Source organism: Streptomyces sp. SAS_270 (assembly GCF_052543295.1).
Genome location: NZ_JBMNDS010000047.1, coordinates 48,168 through 66,080, shown reverse-complemented (window position 1 = coordinate 66,080; position 17,913 = coordinate 48,168). Strand labels below are relative to the sequence as shown.

12 protein-coding genes are annotated in these 17,913 nt (G+C 71.7%); 9 read left to right on the top strand and 3 right to left on the bottom strand.

Annotation, left to right across the window (positions count from 1 at the left end; all coding sequences use genetic code 11):
• Positions 1–112: 112 nt before the first annotated feature.
• The 3 genes from recN (at position 113) to ACN6LB_RS27660 (ending at position 4,300) form a co-directional block, all read left to right on the top strand.
• Positions 113–1,843, top strand: coding sequence for a DNA repair protein RecN (gene recN / locus ACN6LB_RS27670; protein WP_356140803.1), 1,731 nt, complete (start codon positions 113–115; stop codon positions 1,841–1,843).
• A 65-nt stretch (positions 1,844–1,908) separates the two neighbouring features.
• Entirely contained in the window at positions 1,909–2,679 is a 771-nt protein-coding gene (locus ACN6LB_RS27665; protein WP_445028265.1) for a hypothetical protein, read from the top strand.
• 481 nt (positions 2,680–3,160) lie between these two features.
• On the top strand, positions 3,161–4,300 hold the full coding sequence (locus tag ACN6LB_RS27660; protein WP_445028264.1) for a glycosyltransferase family 4 protein: 1,140 nt from the start codon (positions 3,161–3,163) through the stop codon (positions 4,298–4,300).
• A 21-nt stretch (positions 4,301–4,321) separates the two neighbouring features.
• Here ACN6LB_RS27660 and ACN6LB_RS27655 read toward each other — a convergent pair whose 3' ends face one another.
• The 3 genes from ACN6LB_RS27655 to ACN6LB_RS27645 form a co-directional block, all read right to left on the bottom strand.
• Positions 4,322–5,983: a PucR family transcriptional regulator gene (locus ACN6LB_RS27655; RefSeq protein ID WP_356140797.1), complete on the bottom strand. Its 1,662-nt coding sequence runs from the start codon at positions 5,981–5,983 to the stop codon at positions 4,322–4,324.
• 81 nt (positions 5,984–6,064) lie between these two features.
• The gene (locus ACN6LB_RS27650) at positions 6,065–7,447 is read right to left on the bottom strand and encodes an FAD-binding protein (protein ID WP_445028263.1); all 1,383 of its coding nucleotides are present in this window, start codon (positions 7,445–7,447) and stop codon (positions 6,065–6,067) included.
• Positions 7,448–7,514: 67 nt separating this feature from the next.
• Positions 7,515–9,317, bottom strand: a complete 1,803-nt coding sequence (locus tag ACN6LB_RS27645) for a glycoside hydrolase family 15 protein (protein WP_356140822.1) — start codon at positions 9,315–9,317, stop codon at positions 7,515–7,517.
• Between the two features lie 473 nt (positions 9,318–9,790).
• Here ACN6LB_RS27645 and ACN6LB_RS27640 point away from each other — a divergent pair, with 473 nt between their 5' ends.
• The 6 genes from ACN6LB_RS27640 to ACN6LB_RS27615 all read left to right on the top strand — a co-directional run bounded on the left by ACN6LB_RS27640 (position 9,791) and on the right by ACN6LB_RS27615 (position 17,897).
• Entirely contained in the window at positions 9,791–11,458 is a 1,668-nt protein-coding gene (locus ACN6LB_RS27640) for a CTP synthase (protein ID WP_356140793.1), read from the top strand.
• Between the two features lie 142 nt (positions 11,459–11,600).
• Positions 11,601–12,227: an NUDIX domain-containing protein gene (locus ACN6LB_RS27635; protein ID WP_445028262.1), complete on the top strand. Its 627-nt coding sequence runs from the start codon at positions 11,601–11,603 to the stop codon at positions 12,225–12,227.
• A 171-nt stretch (positions 12,228–12,398) separates the two neighbouring features.
• Entirely contained in the window at positions 12,399–14,480 is a 2,082-nt protein-coding gene (locus ACN6LB_RS27630; protein WP_445028261.1) for a tetratricopeptide repeat protein, read from the top strand.
• 173 nt (positions 14,481–14,653) lie between these two features.
• Entirely contained in the window at positions 14,654–15,769 is a 1,116-nt protein-coding gene (gene ald, locus ACN6LB_RS27625; RefSeq protein WP_445028273.1) for an alanine dehydrogenase, read from the top strand.
• Between the two features lie 446 nt (positions 15,770–16,215).
• Positions 16,216–17,343, top strand: coding sequence for a ParA family protein (locus ACN6LB_RS27620; protein ID WP_445028260.1), 1,128 nt, complete (start codon positions 16,216–16,218; stop codon positions 17,341–17,343).
• On the top strand, positions 17,328–17,897 hold the full coding sequence (locus ACN6LB_RS27615) for a hypothetical protein (protein WP_445028259.1): 570 nt from the start codon (positions 17,328–17,330) through the stop codon (positions 17,895–17,897). The genes ACN6LB_RS27620 and ACN6LB_RS27615 overlap by 16 nt, the downstream gene beginning before the upstream one ends.
• Positions 17,898–17,913: the final 16 nt, after the last annotated feature.

Here is a 17,913-nt window from a genome sequence, read left to right as displayed (position 1 = left end):
CCCACTCCCGCGGGTGACATGGTCTGTTTGCGGGTCCTTGTCACCTGCGCCTTCGCACCGACGGGGCGGGGCCCGTCGCACAGCCGGGCCCTGACCTCGTAAGGTCGTGTCCGTGTTGGAGGAGATGCGGATACGGTCGCTCGGAGTCATCGACGACGCGGTCGTCGAGCTGTCGCCGGGCTTCACCGCCGTGACGGGTGAGACCGGTGCGGGCAAGACGATGGTGGTCACCAGCCTCGGGCTGCTGCTCGGTGGACGTGCGGACGCCGCCCTGGTGCGGATCGGCGCGAAGAGCGCGGTCGTGGAGGGGCGCATCGCCGTACCTCCGGGCGGGACGGCGGTCCTACGGGCCGAGGAGGCGGGTGCCGAACTCGACGACGGGGCGTTGCTGATCAGCCGTACCGTTTCCGCGGAGGGGCGGTCGCGGGCGCACCTGGGCGGGCGCTCGGTGCCTGTGGGGGTCCTCGCGGAGCTGGCCGACGAACTCGTCGCCGTGCACGGTCAGACCGACCAGCAGGGGCTGCTCAAGCTGTCCCGGCAGCGGCAGGCGCTCGACCGGTACGCGGGGGACGCGGTCGCCGCGCCGCTCGCGAAGTACGCGGGCGCCTACCGTCGGCTGCGCGCGATCTCGGCCGAGCTGGACGAGATCACCACACGTGCGCGAGAACGCGCCCAGGAAGCCGACATGCTGCGCTTCGGGCTCGACGAGATCGCGGCTGTGGAGCCGCGTGCGGGCGAGGACGTGGAGCTGGCCGCCGAGGCCGAGCGGCTCGGCCACGCGGAGGCGCTCGCGTCCGCCGCCACGGCCGCGCACGCCGCGCTCGCGGGCAACCCCGAGGACCCGGAGGGCATCGACGCCACCACGCTCGTGGCGGGCGCGCACCGGGCCCTGGAGGCGGTGCGGTCCCACGACTCCGCGCTCGCCGCGCTGTCCGCGCGGATCGGGGAGATCGGGATTCTGCTGGGTGACGTGGCGGGGGAGCTGGCCGGGTACGCCGACGACCTCGACGCCGACCCGCTGCGGCTCGCGGCGGTGGAGGAGCGCCGGGCCGGGCTCACGCAGCTCACCCGGAAGTACGGCGCGGACATCAACGCCGTGCTGGCGTGGGCCGAGCAGAGTGCCGCCCGGCTCCTCGAACTCGACGGCGACGACGAGCGGATCGGCGAGCTGACCGGGGAGCGGGACGCGCTGCGGGCCGAACTGGGCGGGCTCGCACAGGCGCTGACGGACGCGCGCACCGAGGCCGCCGAACGGTTCGCCGCCGCCGTGACCGCCGAACTGGCCTCGCTCGCCATGCCCCACGCGCGCGTGTCGTTCGAGATCCGGCAGACCGACGACCCCGAGGGCGTCGAACTCGACGGCCGTACGGTCGCGTACGGGCCCGCGGGCGTCGACGAGGTCGAGCTCCTGCTCGCCCCGCACCCCGGGGCGCCGCCGCGGCCCATCGCCAAGGGCGCCTCCGGCGGTGAGCTCTCGCGGGTGATGCTCGCGGTGGAGGTCGTGTTCGCGGGGACGGATCCGGTGCCCACGTATCTGTTCGACGAGGTCGACGCCGGTGTCGGCGGCAAGGCGGCGGTCGAGATCGGGCGGCGGCTCGCGCGGTTGGCCAGGACCGCACAGGTCGTGGTCGTGACGCATCTGCCGCAGGTGGCCGCGTTCGCCGACCGGCAGCTGCTGGTGGAGAAGACCAACGACGGGTCGGTCACCCGGTCCGGGGTGAAGGTCCTCGAGGGCGAGGAACGCATCCGTGAGCTGTCCCGCATGCTCGCGGGCCAGGAGGACTCCGAGACGGCTCGGGCACATGCGGAGGAGCTGCTGGCCACGGCGCGGGCCGACGCGTAGCGCGGAGCCGGGTGCGGTTCTTCGCCGCGCCGCGGCGCCGCCCCCCGGCTTCGTAAAGTGGCCCCATGATCGCAGCCATCCGCAAAGCCACCAGCCTCGGTCTCACCGCGGCCACCACGCGCACCGCCGTCGCAGCCCTGCGGGCGTGGTCCCCCGGTGGCTCCGAGCGCTGGCAGCGCGAGAACTACGCCGGGCGCACGGTCGAGTTGTACGCGGGCCCCGCGACGGTCGCCGGAGCTGCCCTGGGGGCCGGCCGCGTGCACAGGAGCGCTGCCCTGGCCGTGCTCGCCGCCGGTGCGTGCGGCGGCTACGACGACATCGTCGGGGCCGGTGATCCGCGGCGCGGGTTCCGGGCCCACCTCGGGGCGCTGAGGGACGGTGAAGTGACCAGCGGCACGGTCAAGTTGGTCGGGATATCGGCGGCCGGGCTGATCGCGGGCGCCCTGCTCAAGGAACGTCCGCTCGACAAGGTCCTCGCCGGAGTGGTGATCGCGGGGACCGCGCACTTCGTCAACCTCGTGGACGTCCGCCCGGGGCGGGCCGCCGCCGCCGTGCTCGCACTGGGGGCGCCCGGGCTGCTCCGGGGCGGGCCCGCGGGGGAGTTGTCAGCGGCGGCGATGGGCGCGGCCGCGGCCGTACTCCCCGACGACCTCGGCGAGCGCGCCATGATCGGCGACACCGGGGCCCACGCGCTCGGCGCGGCCCTGGGCACCGCCATCGTCGCGGGCAACGGGCGCGTGGCCCTGATCGCGCACGCGGCGGCACTGGTGGCCGCGACGGCGTACGGGGAGAAGGTCAGCGAGGTGGCACGGGCGGTGGGGCGGGCGGGGGTGTGAGGGTCGGTGCCGGCTGACGGCTGCTGTCGGCCTGCTGCCGGGGGCCTTGGCCCGTCTTCGGCCGGCCCCTCAACGCACCGAACAATGCACCGAAGCCGTGCACGACAGCTCACCCGACCCGCGTCGAACCCTCGTCGAACAAGCCTCCCCGCCGCCGGCTCCCACCTCATCATCCGCCCCCATCCCGAAGCCCCAGCGCCCCGCGCCCCCCGACGCTCCTAGTCCTCCGGACCCACCGCACACGCGCCAAATCATCCCAAGTCAGCTCGAAACAACCGTACTTCTCACTCATGTGAGTGACCGGGCTCGTGAGGTTCGCCGCTCTTGCGTGTGTGGGGTTCGTCGGTGGTCCCGGAACACCCGTGCGTGCTGGCATCCTTGACGCAGTACGCGGAGCACCACGTGCGGTACACCCCCATCGCGCGATCTTTCTGTACTTTTCTTCGTGACCGTCCGACGCCGAACCAGGAGCCCCGGCCACGTGAGCCACGTGAGCAGCCACTCACCGCAGGGCCAGTCGCCGCTGCGCACCGTGCAGGTGCTCGGCGGCGGGAGCGCGGGCAGCAGCGCGCATGTGCGGTCGCTGGCCTCGGGGCTCGTCGCCCGGGGCGTGCGGGTGACCGTGTGCGCCCCCTCCGAGGCGGACCGTGCGTACGGTTTCACCGGCGTCGGCGCCGAGCACGTACATGTGCCGCGCAGCAGTGATCCGGCTTCGGTGGCCGTACTGCGGGCGGCCTGCGCGGAGGCCGACCTCGTGCACGCGCACGGTCTGCACGCCGCGCTGCGGGCCGCGCTCGCGCTGAGCGGGCGGCGGCACACCCCGCTCGTCGTCACCTGGCACACCCGCGCGTACGCCGAGGGCGCCCGCGCACATCTGCTGCGGATGCTGGAGCGGCGCGTCGCCAGGGCGGCCGCCGTCGTGCTCGGGACCTCGTCCGACCTGGTGGACCGGGCCCGCAGCAGGGGAGCGCGGGACGCCCGGCTCGCCGCCGTCACCTTTCCCTCCCCACGAGGGACCGACGAGTACGAGGACCCCGACCGGCTGCGGCACAAGGCGCGAGCCGAACTCGGCGCCACCGGCCGCCCGTTGCTCATGGCGGTCGGCTCCCTGGACCGCCACCGCGGCTACGAGACACTGCTGGACGCTGCGCGGGCGTGGCGGGGCCTCGACCCGGCGCCATTGCTCGTGATCGCCGGAGAGGGGCCGCTGCGTACGGTGCTGCAGCGGCGTGTCGAGGACGAGGAGCTGCCGGTCCGGCTGGTCGGGCGGCGCGACGACATCACCGAGCTGCTCGCCGCCGCCGACCTCGCGCTGCTGCCCAGCAGTTGGGAGTCCCGGTCGGTCCTCGCCCAGGAGGCCCTCCACGCGCGCGTGCCGCTGGTCGCGACCCAGGTCGGCGGCATCCCCGAACTGGTCGGTGACGCGGCCGAACTCGTGCCGTACGGCGACGCGGGGGCGCTCGCCGAAGCTGTCGTACGCCTTCTCGACGATCCCGCGCGCCGGGAGTGGCTGAAGGAGCGGGGCGCTCAGCAGGCCGCCACCTGGCCCACCGAGGACGAGACCGTCGCCCAAGTGCTCAGCGTGTACGACGAGTTGACCCAGCCGAGACCGCTGGGCTGACGCGGCCGGGTCCTCACGCCGTTACGGCACGTGCCGGCGCGCCCGCAGGGCCAGGCTCAACGCCAGGACCGTCTGCGGGTCGTCGAGGTCAGTGCCCAGCAACTCCCCGATGCGGGCCAGGCGGTTGTAGAGCGTCTGGCGGTTGAGGTGCAGTTCACGGGCCGTCTCCGCCTTGCGACCCGCGTGCGCCAAGTACGTCTCCAGGGTGGGCAGCAGCGGCGGCTTGGAGCGGTGGTCGTGGTCGCGCAGGGGGCCGATCGCCCGGTCCACGAACGCCGCCAGGTCCTGGTGGTCGCGCAGCCGCCACAGCAGCAGGTCGATGTCGAGGCGGCGGGCGTCGTACCAGGGGCGGTCCGAGAGGCCCTGCGCCGCCGTCGCCGTCTCCGCCGCGTGCCGCAGGCCGGCCGAGGCAGCCGCCCAGCCGCCCGCGACCCCGACGACCACCACGGGGGGCTGTGCGCCGGGCCGTTGCATACCCGCCCGTTCCACACCCGCCCGCAGCGCCCCCGCGACGCGGTCCGCGACCGCCGAGCGTTCGGACTCCGAGCGCAAGCCCAGCAGCAGTGGGACACGGCCCTCGACCGGACGTACGCCCAGCAGTACCGGCACCCCCACCGATGCCAGCTCCTCCGCGACCGCCCGTGCCAGGACGGCCCAACCGCCGCCCGGGGCAAGGCCGTCGGCGAGCCGCATCACGACCGGCAGGAGGGGGCTGTTGCCGGGCTTGAAGCCGAGCACGCGGGCCTGCGCGGGCGCATCCTCCGCCGCGATGCGGCCCTCGGCGAGGTCGGTCAGGAAGTCGCCGCGTCCGCGTGCCGCGAGCTCCTCCTCCTGGCGGGCCTGCATCAGGACGACGGCCAGGATGCCCGCGGCCCGCTCCGCCGCGATGCGGTGGACGGGGGCGAGCGGGGCGCTGACGGGCAGCAGGACCAGCCGGGCGCGGACCGACCCGGTGCCGGGGCCGCCGCCGGGCACGTCCACGATCGCCGTCCCCGCGGGCGGCTCCTCCTTGTGCTGGCCGCGCAGACCCTCCCACACCTGGAGCGGATCGGCGCCCGCGGGCCCGGCTCCCGCGGCGTACAGGAGCTGTCCGTCCGCCGTCTCCAGGAACACCGGGTTGCCGCTGAAGTCCGCCAGGATGCCGAGCACCTGGGGTACGCCGCCTCCGCCGAGGAGGGCCTCGGTGCAACGCCGGTGGACCTCCTCCGCCTGCTGGAGCAGCGCGTAGTGGCCGTTGACGATCTCTGTGTGGATCTCCTCCGTGACCGTCACGAAGGGCACCTCGCGGTGCAGCTGGACCAGCGGGAGGCCGGCCGCCCTGGCGGTCTCCACGAGGGCGGCGGGCAGCCGGGTGAAGCGCGGGCCGAGTTCGACGACGAGCGCCGCGATGCCGCGTTCGGCGAGTGTGCGCACGAAGACGCGCTGGTCGGCGGGGCGGGTGCCGAGGCCGTAGCCCGTGGTCAGCAGCAGTTCGCCACCCTTGAGCAGGGAGGCGATGTTGGGGACCTCGCCCGCGTGCACCCAGCGCACCGTGCGCTGCAGCCGGTCGGCGCCCGCGAGGATCTCCGGCAGCCCGCTGCGCAGACCGGGCAGCTCCAGGGCCCGCTGCACGGTGATTCCGGCGCCCGCGCCGGCGGCCTGCGCGCCCTGGGTGTCGAGACGGGGATCGGTACGGCTGTCCATGCAGCGGACGCTACCCGGGGACACGTCCTGGTGACATCTCCGAGCGGGTCACGGGAACGATCACGGGGCCGGAGGCACCCTCTATGCCGGAGCGATGTTGTGGTTGAAGCGGAAGACGTTGTCCGGGTCGTACTCCGCTTTCACCGCGGCCAGACGCCGGGTGTTCTCGGCGCCGAGGCCGGCCACCACCCGGTCCCTGCCCTCGTTGCCGATGAAGTTGAGGTAGACCGCGCCGGTGCTCCACGGCTGGACCTCGGCGCGCACGTCCTTGACCCACTGGACACAGCGTTCGTCGTCGGCCGGGTCCTCCCAGATGCCGAAGGGGTGCACGGCCCAGGGCGCGTCCCGGTACGGCACCGGGAACTCGGCGGGCCCCGACGCGATCGCGCCGCCCTGCGGGAACAGCACATGCTGGGTTCCCGTGGGCACGGGCAGGCGCTCGCCGAGGGCGCAGAAGACGTCCAGCAGTTCGTCGGGGGCTCCCGTCAGGTACTCCGCGGACCAGTGGTTCCGCATGTTCGGCGGGTCGTCGAACATGGTCTGGAAGTCCGCGTAGGGCACGGCGGTGAGCATCTCGACCTCGTGCGGCAGCGCCAGCAGTGGCTGGGCGAGCTTGCGCAGGTCCTCCTCGGCGCCCGCGTACGTCAGCAGGGCGCCGCACAGCCGCTGCCCCACCAGGTGCTCAGGGATGAACGGCTCGGGCGGGCCGGTCAGGTAGATGACGCCGCCGCTGGCCTCGGGCGGGCCGGCCGCGATGATCTCGCGGTAGGTGCGGGTCACCTCCGGGCCGTGTTCCGGCAGGCACATCATCATGCAGATCGAGAACTCGGGCAGCTCGTGGAGGCCGAGGACGAGCGCGGTGGCGATGCCGAAGTTCCCGCCGCCGCCGTGCAGGGCCCAGAACAGCTCGGGGTTCTCCTCCTGGCTCGCCCGGACCGTCGTGCCGTCCGCGGTGACCAGTTCGACGCCGAGCAGATTGTCGACGGCAAGGCCGAAGGCCCGGTCCAGCCAGCCGGTGCCGCCGCCGAGGACGAAGCCGCCGACGCCGGTCGTGGAGGCGCGACCGCCGGTGGTCGCGAGGGCGTGCGGCTGGGTGGCACGGTCGAGATCGCTCATGGTGGCGCCACCCGCGATACGGGCCGACCGTGCCCCGGGGTCCACCGTCACGTCGTGCATCCGGCGTAGGTCGATCACCAGACCGCCGTCGTTGAGCGCCATGCCCGCCACACTGTGGCCGCCGCCGCGCACCGCGATCGGCAGGTCCAGCTCCCGCGCGAAGCGCACGCCGCGGATGACGTCCGCCTCGTTCGCGCACTGTGCGATCACGGCGGGGCGCCGGTCGATCATCGCGTTGAAGACGACCCTGGCGTCGTCGTAACCAGGATCTCCGGGAGCGAGGACCTCTCCGTCCAGATCCGCGCGGAGCGCGGCAAGTGCCGCACCCGCCTTGGAGAGGGAAGCCATGGAAGCCGCCCCCTTTCTCACAGAGGGGACCCTCTCAGCCTAAGCAGGTGCGGCGGATTCGGCCTGTTCAGCCGCCGTACGCGCCCGAGGCGGTCAGCCGCAGTGCCGTGTCGATCAACGGGACGTGACTGAAGGCCTGCGGGAAGTTCCCGACCTGGCGCTGCAGGCGCGAGTCCCACTCCTCGGCGAGCAGGCCCAGATCGTTGCGCAGGGCCAGCAGCTTCTCGAAGAGCTTGCGGGCCTCGTCCACGCGGCCGATCATCGCGAGGTCGTCCGCCATCCAGAACGAGCAGGCGAGGAACGCACCCTCGTCGCCCTCCAGGCCGTCCACGCCCGCGTCCTCACCGGAGGTGGGGTAGCGCAGGATGAAGCCGTCCTCCGTGGACAGCTCGCGTTGGATCGCCTCGATCGTGCCGATCACGCGCTTGTCGTCCGGCGGCAGGAAGCCCATCTGCGGGATGAGCAGCAGCGACGCGTCCAGCTCCCTGGAGCCGTACGACTGCGTGAACGTGTTGCGCTCCTTGTCGTAGCCCTTCTCGCACACGTCCCGGTGGATGTCGTCGCGCAGCTCGCGCCACTTCTCGATCGGGCCGTCCGCGTCGCCGGACTCGATGAGCTTGATCGTGCGGTCGACGGCGACCCAGGCCATCACCTTGGAGTGCACGAAGTGGCGGCGCGGACCGCGCACCTCCCAGATGCCCTCGTCCGGCTCGTCCCAGTGGTCCTCCAGGTAGCGGATCAGCTTCAACTGGAGCAGCGAGGCGTAGTCGTTGCGGGCCAGGCCCGTCATGTGCGCCAGGTGCAGCGCCTCGGTGACCTCGCCGTACACGTCCAGCTGGAGCTGGTGCGCCGCGCCGTTGCCGACGCGCACCGGGCCCGAATTCTCGTACCCGGGAAGCCAGTCGAGCTCCGCCTCGCCCAACTCCCGTTCGCCCGCGATGCCGTACATGATCTGCAGGTTCTCCGGGTCGCCGGCGACCGCGCGCAGCAGCCACTCGCGCCAGGCGCGGGCCTCGTCGCGGTAGCCGGTGCGCAGCAGCGAGGAGAGGGTGATGGCGGCGTCGCGCAGCCATGTGTAGCGGTAGTCCCAGTTGCGGACGCCGCCGATCTCCTCCGGGAGGGAGGTGGTCGGCGCGGCGACGATGCCGCCGGTCGGCGCGTACGTCAGGGCCTTCAGCGTGATCAGGGAGCGGACCACGGCCTCACGGTAGGGGCCGTGATACGTGCACTGCTCCACCCACTCGCGCCAGAAGTCCTCGGTGGCCTCGAGCGACTGCTCGGGCTCGGGCAGCGGCGGCGGCTGCTTGTGCGAGGGCTCCCAGGAGATGGTGAACGCGATCCGGTCGCCCGGCGCCACCGTGAAGTCGGCGTACGTGGTCAGCGCCTTGCCGTAGGTCTCGCAGGCCGTGTCGAACCACACCGAGTCGGGCCCGGCGACGGCGACCGTGCGCCCCTCGTGCTTGTGCACCCAGGGCACCACACGCCCGTACGAGAAGCGCATCCGCAGCGCCGAGCGCATAGGCACCCGGCCCGTGACGCCCTCCACGATCCGGATCAGCTGCGGCGCGCCGTCGCGCGGGGGCATGAAATCGGTCACGCGGACCGTGCCGCGCGGGGTGTCCCACTCGGATTCGAGGATCAGCGAGTCGCCGCGATAAGTGCGGCGGGAGGCTCTCGGCGGCTCCGCGTCGGCGGCGTGCGCCGGGCCGAGGCGCCAGAAACCATGCTCGTCGGTGCCGAGGAGGCCCGCGAAAATGGCATGCGAGTCGAAGCGGGGCAGGCACAGCCAGTCGACTGTGCCGTCCCGGCAGACCAGTGCTGCTGTCTGCATGTCTCCGATAAGTGCGTAGTCCTCGATGCGCCCGGCCACGTGCATCTCCAGTCGAACGGCCACGTCGCCCCCCGAGGGGCGGTCGCTCTGCGGTCAAGGGAACGGTGTTGAAGCGTCGGTGCGAAACGTCAATTGTCGGTGCGATGAGCGGTGTGATTGTCGTTGCGCAACGAACTGACGAGCTCTCGTGGTTCCGGGATACGGGCGGGGATGGTGCCGTGTGCCGGCCGGGCTCGGCAGCGAGTGTCCGAGCAGGATACGACGCACGTGGATGATCCGCGTGCCGCTCCCGGCAACCCGGATGAGCCGATCGGGTGAGTGCCGTGCGGGGTCCGTGTCGACCTGTGTGCAGAGCGTGGCCGGAAGCGGTCTCCTCCTGTCGCTGATACCCTGGTAGCCCGTGGACCGGTGGGCAAGAAACCCCCGAACCGCAGCGACGGCGCCCCCGGAATCTTCCCGGTGGGACGCCGGCACGCACCCCATACCGCGACCACGGGAGCCCCCTCTTGGCCATGCCGCCCGCTGCTTTCCGAAACAGCACAGCCACGACGACCAAGCACATCTTCGTCACCGGGGGTGTCGCCTCCTCCCTCGGCAAGGGCCTGACCGCCTCCAGCCTGGGCGCGCTGCTCAAGGCGCGGGGTCTGCGGGTCACGATGCAGAAGCTCGACCCGTATTTGAATGTCGACCCGGGCACGATGAACCCGTTCCAGCACGGAGAGGTGTTCGTCACCAACGATGGTGCCGAGACCGACCTGGACATCGGACACTACGAGCGCTTCCTCGACGTTGACTTGGACGGCTCCGCCAATGTCACTACAGGACAGGTGTACTCGACGGTCATCGCCAAGGAGCGGCGCGGCGAGTACCTGGGCGACACCGTCCAGGTCATCCCGCACATCACCAACGAGATCAAGCACCGCATCCGCCGTATGGCGACGGACGACGTCGACGTCGTGATCACCGAGGTCGGTGGCACGGTCGGCGACATCGAGTCGCTGCCGTTCCTGGAGACCGTCCGCCAGGTCCGTCACGAGGTCGGTCGCGACAACGTCTTCGTGGTGCACATCTCGCTCCTGCCGTACATCGGTCCGTCCGGGGAGCTGAAGACGAAGCCCACCCAGCACTCGGTTGCGGCGCTGCGGAACATCGGTATCCAGCCCGACGCGATCGTCCTGCGCGCCGACCGCGAGGTGCCGACCGCCATCAAGCGCAAGATCTCGCTGATGTGCGACGTCGACGAGGCGGCCGTGGTCGCGGCCATCGACGCCAAGTCGATCTACGACATCCCGAAGGTCCTGCACACCGAGGGCCTCGACGCGTACGTCGTCCGCAAGCTGGACCTGCCGTTCCGCGACGTGGACTGGACGACCTGGGACGACCTGCTCGACCGCGTCCACAACCCGCTGCACGAGATCAACCTGGCGCTGGTCGGCAAGTACATCGACCTGCCCGACGCCTACCTCTCGGTCACCGAGGCACTGCGCGCCGGCGGCTTCGCCAACAAGGCCCGCGTGAAGATCAAGTGGGTCACCTCGGACGACTGCAAGACCCCGGCGGGCGCCGCGGGGCAGCTCGGTGACGTCGACGCGATCTGCATCCCCGGCGGCTTCGGCGACCGCGGTGTCTCCGGCAAGGTCGGCGCCATCCAGTACGCCCGCGAGAACAAGATCCCGCTGCTGGGTCTCTGCCTGGGTCTGCAGTGCATCGTGATCGAGGCCGCGCGCAACCTGGCCGACATCCCGGACGCCAACTCCACCGAGTTCGACTCCGCCACCGGCCACCCGGTCATCTCCACCATGGCCGAGCAGCTCGACATCGTGGCGGGCGAGGGCGACATGGGCGGCACGATGCGTCTGGGCATGTACCCGGCCAAGCTCGCCGAGGGCTCCATCGTGCGCGAGGTGTACGACGGCAAGGAGTACGTCGAGGAGCGCCACCGTCACCGCTACGAGGTGAACAACGCCTACCGTGCCGAACTGGAGAAGCAGGCCGGTCTGCAGTTCTCCGGCACTTCCCCGGACGGCAAGCTCGTGGAGTACGTCGAGTACCCGCGCGAGGTGCACCCTTACCTGGTGGCGACCCAGGCGCACCCCGAGCTGCGCTCGCGTCCCACCCGCCCGCACCCGCTCTTCGCGGGCCTGGTCAAGGCCGCTGTGGAGCGCAAGACGGGCAAGTGACACAAGGGTTGTACGGTGGCCGGGGTGCGCGTCCTTCACGAGGTGCGCGTCCCGGCTTTCCCTTTCCGGCTTGCTTTTTCGCCGGATTCTTTTTTGTCAGCTGCTTTTGTGTACGTGTGCGGTACGTGTGGGAGGACAGGGCATGACGATCAACGACATCGCCGAGGAGTGGGAGGTCAAGGCGACCTCGACCCCCTTCGTCGGGAACAAGACCTCCGTGCGCACCGACGACGTGGTCATGCCCGACGGCTCGGTCGTCCACCGCGACTACCAGGTCCACCCCGGCTCCGTGGCCGTCCTCGCCCTCGACGACGAGGAGCGCGTCGTGGTGCTGCGCCAGTACCGGCACCCCGTGCGCCACAAGCTCTGGGAGATCCCCGCCGGCCTGCTCGACATCCCCGGCGAGAACCCGCTGCACGCGGCCCAGCGCGAACTGTACGAAGAGGCGCACATCAAGGCCGAGGACTGGCGTGTGCTGACCGACGTCTACACGACCCCCGGCGGCTGCGACGAGGCCGTCCGCATCTTCCTCGCCCGCGACCTGTCCGAGGCCGACGGGCAGCGCTTCGAGGTCGAGGACGAGGAGGCCGACATGGAACTCGCCCGGGTCTCCGTCGACGAACTCGTCCGTGGTGTCCTGGCCGGAGACCTGCACAACAACTGTCTGGTCGTCGGCGTCCTGTCGCTGGTCGCGGCCAGGAACGGCGAGGGACTCGACGCGCTGCGCCCCGCCGAGGCGCCGTGGCCCGCCCGACCCTTCGAGGCCTGACCCCTCCGCACCGCGCCCACGACACCTCCGGTCCTACGATCGGCTGATCCGATCGGGGGATGTGTCCGCCGCGCTCCACACGGATCGTCGCAGAGCGTGAACTAGGCTCTGAAAACGCCCCGTCCGGAGTCCCGGCGGGCTTGCGCGCGCAGTGGGACGGGAGTGTGGCCCGTGACGGATCAGGCGGTGGCCAACGACGGCACGAAAGTGTCGTCACAGGGGCAGCGCCCGGCTGCCCGGTCCGCTCCCACGGAGAGTCAGTTCCTCGGCCGTACAAGAGAGTTGAGGGAACTCAGGGCCGACATCGAGCGTGCCGGCCTCGACACCCTCTCCGGCCGCAAGGCGCCCCGCGCCCGGGTGCTGCTCATCGCGGGCAAGCCCGGTTCCGGCCGCACCGCGCTCGCCGAGGAACTCGTACGGCAGGTCGCCGAGAGTTACTCCGACGGAGTGCTGCGCGCCCGGCTCACCGAGCCCGACGGCACGCCGGTGCCCCCCGAGCGCACCGCCCGCGACCTGCTCACCGCGCTGGAGCTGCCCGCCCCCGCCGGAGCCTCGGCCGACGACCTCGCCCATACGCTGCGCGAGGCCCTCGCCACCCGCCGAGCCGTCCTGCTGCTCGACGACGCCGCGGACGCCGAGCAGGTCGACGCGCTGCTGCCGGACCGGCCCGAGTGCCTGGTCGTCGCCGTCTCCGGGGGGCCGCTGACCGGCATCGCGGACGTGCGGCCCTGCACCCTGGGCGGGCTGGACACCAAGTCCGCCCTGGAGCTGCTCACCCGGCACACCGGCTCGGTGCGCATCACCGTCGACCCGCGTGCCGCCGAGGACCTGGTCGAGGAGTGCGCCGGCCAGCCCGCGGCCCTGGAGCTCGCCGGGCGCTGGCTGGCCGCCCGGCCCCAGGCAGCCGTCGCCGACCTCGCCAAGCATCTGCGCACCGAGGGCGAGGAGGGCACGGTACTGGCCCGGGCCTTCCGGCTCTCCTACGCCCTGCTGCCCAGTGCCGCCGCGCGGATACTGCGACTGCTCTCCCTCGCCCCCGCCGGCCTCGTGGACCCGCACACCGCCTCGGCGCTCGCCGGCTGTTCGGTCAACGCGGCCCGCACCACCCTGGACGACTTCGTGGCGCTCGGCCTCGTCCGGGCCGTCGACTCGCCGCTGCCGCAGTACGAGGTGCCGGGCTGCCTGCTCCCGCTGCTGGGCGCCCTCACCGAGACCCACGACCGCCCGGCCGAGCTGCAGCTGGCCCGCGCCCGCATGCTGGAGCGGACCGTACGGCTGCTGGTGTCCTGTCGCGCCATCACCGAGACCGACAGCTCGCCCGCCCGCGAGAAGCTCGCCGGGATGCCCCGTGCCCTGCGCTTCCCCAGCCCCCGGGCCGCCGAGGACTGGCTGCGCATCCGGCAGCCCGCCCTGCTCGCCTCCGCCCGGCTCGCGGTCGCCGACGGGGAGCTGGACACCCTCGCCCGGCGCCTGATGGCGGCGCTGGTGCGGGCGATGGTCGCGCACTTCGGTACGCGGGCGGCGGCGCCCGAGCTGTACGGCATCCACCGGCTCGTCCTCGATGTCGCCGAGCGCCGCGAGCTGCCCCGGGAGCAGGCCGCGGCCCTGCTGAACCTCGGCGACCTGGACGCGCAGACCGGCCGCACGACCGACGCGCTGGCCCGCTACCGGGCGGCCCTGGACGCCGGACGCGAGGCGAACGACCCGTACGCGACCGGCCGCGCGATGGAATCCGTAGGCGGCGCCCACCAGGAGCTGGAGGACTGGGACCGGGCCGCCGACTGGTACGGCAGGGCGCTCGCCCAGCGCCTCGCCCGCGACGAGCGGGTGGACGCCGCCCGGCTGTACGGCCGTATCGCCACCGCGCACACCTACGCGGGCCGCTACGGCGAGGCGCTGCGGAACTGGCGCGCCGCGCTCGCCGGGCACCGCAAGAACGGCGATGTGGGCGCCCAGGCAAGGGCGTTGAGCGAGATGGCGCGGGTGCAGGAGTACGCGGGCCGTCCCGAGGAGTCGCTGCGCACCTGCCAGGAGGCGGTCGAGTGGGCGCGTCGCGCCGAGGAGGTCCGTCTGCAGGCCGCGCTGCAGCTGCGGATGGCCGACACGCTGGACCGGCTCGGCGACTCCGCCGCCGCCCGACTGCACCGAGGGGCGGCCGAGCGCATGCTGGGAGATGAGCTCCCACAGAGCGCGACAGCCAGGGAACAAGGCGCTAACGCCTACGAAATCCGTAGTGCATCCGCAGAAGATTGATGCATTGAAAGGCTAGACAGAGAGAAACCCTTCATTAGACTGGCTCTGCCGCGTTCTTTCGTGGTGTCTCCCGGTGCGCCCCTGTGCATCCGGATATGACATGCATTGCCCCGGCTCGCATGGGCCTGGCAACCGCAGCCCCAGAACCCTCTGAGCCAAGGACCGTGATCCACGTGAAGGTCGGCATCCCCCGCGAGGTCAAGAACAACGAGTTCCGGGTGGCCATCACCCCCGCCGGTGTGCACGAGCTCGTGCGCCACGGCCACCAGGTCGTCATCGAGCAGGGCGCCGGTGCGGGCTCGTCGATCCCGGACGAGGAGTACGTCTCCGCCGGTGCCCGGATCCTCGCGACCGCGGACGAGGTGTGGGCCACCGCCGACCTGCTGCTGAAGGTCAAGGAGCCCATCGCCGAGGAGTACCACCGTCTCCGCAAGGACCAGACGCTCTTCACCTACCTGCACCTGGCCGCCTCCAAGGAGTGCACCGACGCGCTCATCGAGTCCGGCACCACGGCGATCGCGTACGAGACCGTCGAGCTCCCCAGCCGCGCCCTGCCCCTGCTCGCCCCGATGTCCGAGGTCGCGGGCCGGCTGGCCCCGCAGGTCGGCGCCTACCACCTGATGCGCTCGGTCGGCGGCCGCGGTGTGCTCCCCGGCGGCGTCCCCGGCACGCAGCCCGCGCGGGCCGTCGTCATCGGCGGCGGCGTCTCCGGCTGGAACGCCACGCAGATCGCCGTCGGCATGGGCTTCCACATCACGCTGCTCGACCGCGACATCAACAAGCTGCGCGAGGCGGACAAGGTCTTCGGCACCAAGGTCCGGGCGATCATGTCCAACGCCTTCGAGCTCGAGAAGGCCGTTCTGGACGCCGACCTCGTCATCGGCGCGGTGCTCATCCCGGGCGCCAAGGCCCCGAAGCTCGTCACCAACGAGCTCGTGTCGCGGATGAAGCCGGGAAGTGTTCTTGTCGACATCGCGATCGACCAGGGCGGCTGCTTCGAGGACTCGCGCCCCACCACGCACGCCGAGCCGACCTTCCCGGTCCACAACTCGGTCTTCTACTGCGTCGCCAACATGCCCGGCGCCGTGCCCAACACCTCGACGTACGCGCTGACCAACGCCACGCTGCCGTACATCGTGGAGCTCGCCGACCGGGGCTGGGTCGAGGCGCTGCGCCGCGACGCCGCGCTCGCCAAGGGGCTCAACACCCATGACGGCAAGGTCGTTTACCGCGAGGTCGCCGAGGCGCACGGCCTGGAGCACGTCGAGTTGGAGACTTTGCTCGGCTGAGCCCGCCGAGGGCGCCAGGAGTCGACTTACCGGCTGACTCATGACTGCCGCCCGGTCGACTCGCGGCCGACAAAAGGCGATACGTCAACACAGGTCGTCAACACCGCGCACCCGGCCGGACCTTGCCAGACAAGGTCCGGCCGGATGTGTGTCGGGTCACTTTGCGACACTCGATCAACTTGCCGCGAACGTAACTCTTTAACCGATTCGCACACCGGTGAAACCTGCTGTGCGACGGCCTTACGCCCTTGACAGAGGGGTGTTCGGTTGCCGACACATCGGGCCGGGTCCGGCGGATTGTGTTGCTGCGGACCGGTGACACGCCATAGAGTCGCCAACCGTCGGCATGGTGCCACGCTGACCTATCTAGAAGTTTCCTGGTCACCAAGGAGGTAAGACGACTTGTGAATGAGTCGACATTTACTCCCGGGGGTGGTCAACCAGGAATGCCTGCGCGGGGCCAGGGCCCGGTCGGGCTCGAGGCTGTCGGCTCCGTCGCTGTGCGTACCTTCGCCGCCCGTCAAAGTCCGCAGAAGACTCGGACAGCACACCAGAGCATGGATGGCCATCACGTGAACGCCATGGCCGGCAACGGAAGTGGCGAGAACCACACCCACTTCGCCGACTACGACGAACTGCCCGAAGGGCACTTCTACGACCCCGACGCCGAGTACGAGCCCGATCCCGAGTACGCGGCCACGCTCGCGCCCGACGCTGCCCGCCAGCGCCGCGAGCGCGTCGGTCCCACCGGGCGCCCGCTGCCGTACTTCCCGATTCCGGGCCCGCTGACCGATCACGGACCCGCGAAGATCATCGCGATGTGCAACCAGAAGGGCGGCGTGGGCAAGACCACGTCGACCATCAACCTGGGTGCCGCGCTCGCGGAGTACGGACGCCGGGTGCTGCTCGTCGACTTCGACCCGCAGGGCGCGCTGTCCGTGGGCCTCGGCGTCAACCCGATGGAGCTCGACCTCACCGTCTACAACCTGCTCATGGAGCGGGGCATGGCGGCCGACGAGGTGCTCCTGAAGACGGCGGTCCCGAACATGGACCTGCTGCCCAGCAACATCGACCTGTCCGCCGCCGAGGTGCAGCTCGTCTCCGAGGTCGCGCGCGAGTCCACGCTCCAGCGTGCGCTCAAGCCCCTGATGGCCGACTACGACTACATCGTGATCGACTGTCAGCCCTCGCTCGGTCTGCTCACCGTCAACGCCCTGACGGCCGCCCACAAGGTGATAGTGCCGTTGGAGTGCGAGTTCTTCGCGCTGCGTGGTGTCGCGCTGCTCACCGAGACCATCGAGAAGGTCCAGGAGCGGCTGAACCCCGAGCTGGAGCTCGACGGCATCCTCGCCACGATGTACGACTCCCGCACGGTGCACAGCCGTGAGGTGCTCGCGCGCGTGGTCGAGGCGTTCGACGATCACGTCTACCACACGGTGATCGGCCGGACCGTCCGCTTCCCGGAGACCACCGTCGCCGGTGAACCGATCACCACGTACGCCTCCAACTCCGTTGGTGCCGCCGCCTATCGCCAGCTCGCCAGGGAGGTGCTCGCCCGGTGTCACGCCGAGTGAGTCTGCCGGGGGCCGACGAACTGTTCCGTACCACCGGGGGAATGGCGCTGCAGGCGTCCAGCCCCTCTCGCCGGGCCAACGGCGAGGCCCGGGTGCCGGGTCCGGCGGGGGAGAGCGACGCGGCCGCCGCCGGTGACGACGCACCGCAGTCGGTGCCCGTCCAGGGCGGTGACGGCGAGGGCGACGAACATGTCGCCACCGACGCCGAGTCCGACGCGGGGGAATCCCGCAGCCGGGCCGCGGCGGCGGAGCGCTCCGGGCGACGTCAGGGACCGCAGGAAGGTTCTGCCGCGGCCGAGTCGCGCAGCAGCAAGCGCCAGCGCGCCGCCAACCGCCGCCCCAGCGGGCGGGAGCGGCACGACGAGAAGATCACGGTGTACGTGTCCGCCGAGGAGCTCATGGACCTGGAGCACGCCCGTCTGGTGCTCCGGGGCGAGCACGGGCTCGCCGTCGACCGCGGGCGGATCGTCCGCGAGGCGGTCGCCGTGGTGCTCGCGGACCTGGAATCCCGCGGCGACGCGAGCATTCTCGTACGGCGGCTGCGCGGCCGTTAGGCGATAGCCTGCGACC

Excerpts from the sequence above, each read along its gene's own strand:
- ACN6LB_RS27665 (WP_445028265.1), top strand. The coding sequence starts at position 1,909 with ATGATCGCAGCCATCCGCAAAGCCACCAGCCTCGGTCTCACCGCGGCC.
- ACN6LB_RS27620 (WP_445028260.1), top strand. The coding sequence starts at position 16,216 with ATGCCTGCGCGGGGCCAGGGCCCGGTCGGGCTCGAGGCTGTCGGCTCC.
- ACN6LB_RS27640 (WP_356140793.1), top strand. The coding sequence starts at position 9,791 with ATGCCGCCCGCTGCTTTCCGAAACAGCACAGCCACGACGACCAAGCAC.
- ACN6LB_RS27650 (WP_445028263.1), bottom strand. The coding sequence starts at position 7,447 with ATGGCTTCCCTCTCCAAGGCGGGTGCGGCACTTGCCGCGCTCCGCGCG.
- ACN6LB_RS27655 (WP_356140797.1), bottom strand. The coding sequence starts at position 5,983 with ATGGACAGCCGTACCGATCCCCGTCTCGACACCCAGGGCGCGCAGGCC.
- ACN6LB_RS27635 (WP_445028262.1), top strand. The coding sequence starts at position 11,601 with ATGACGATCAACGACATCGCCGAGGAGTGGGAGGTCAAGGCGACCTCG.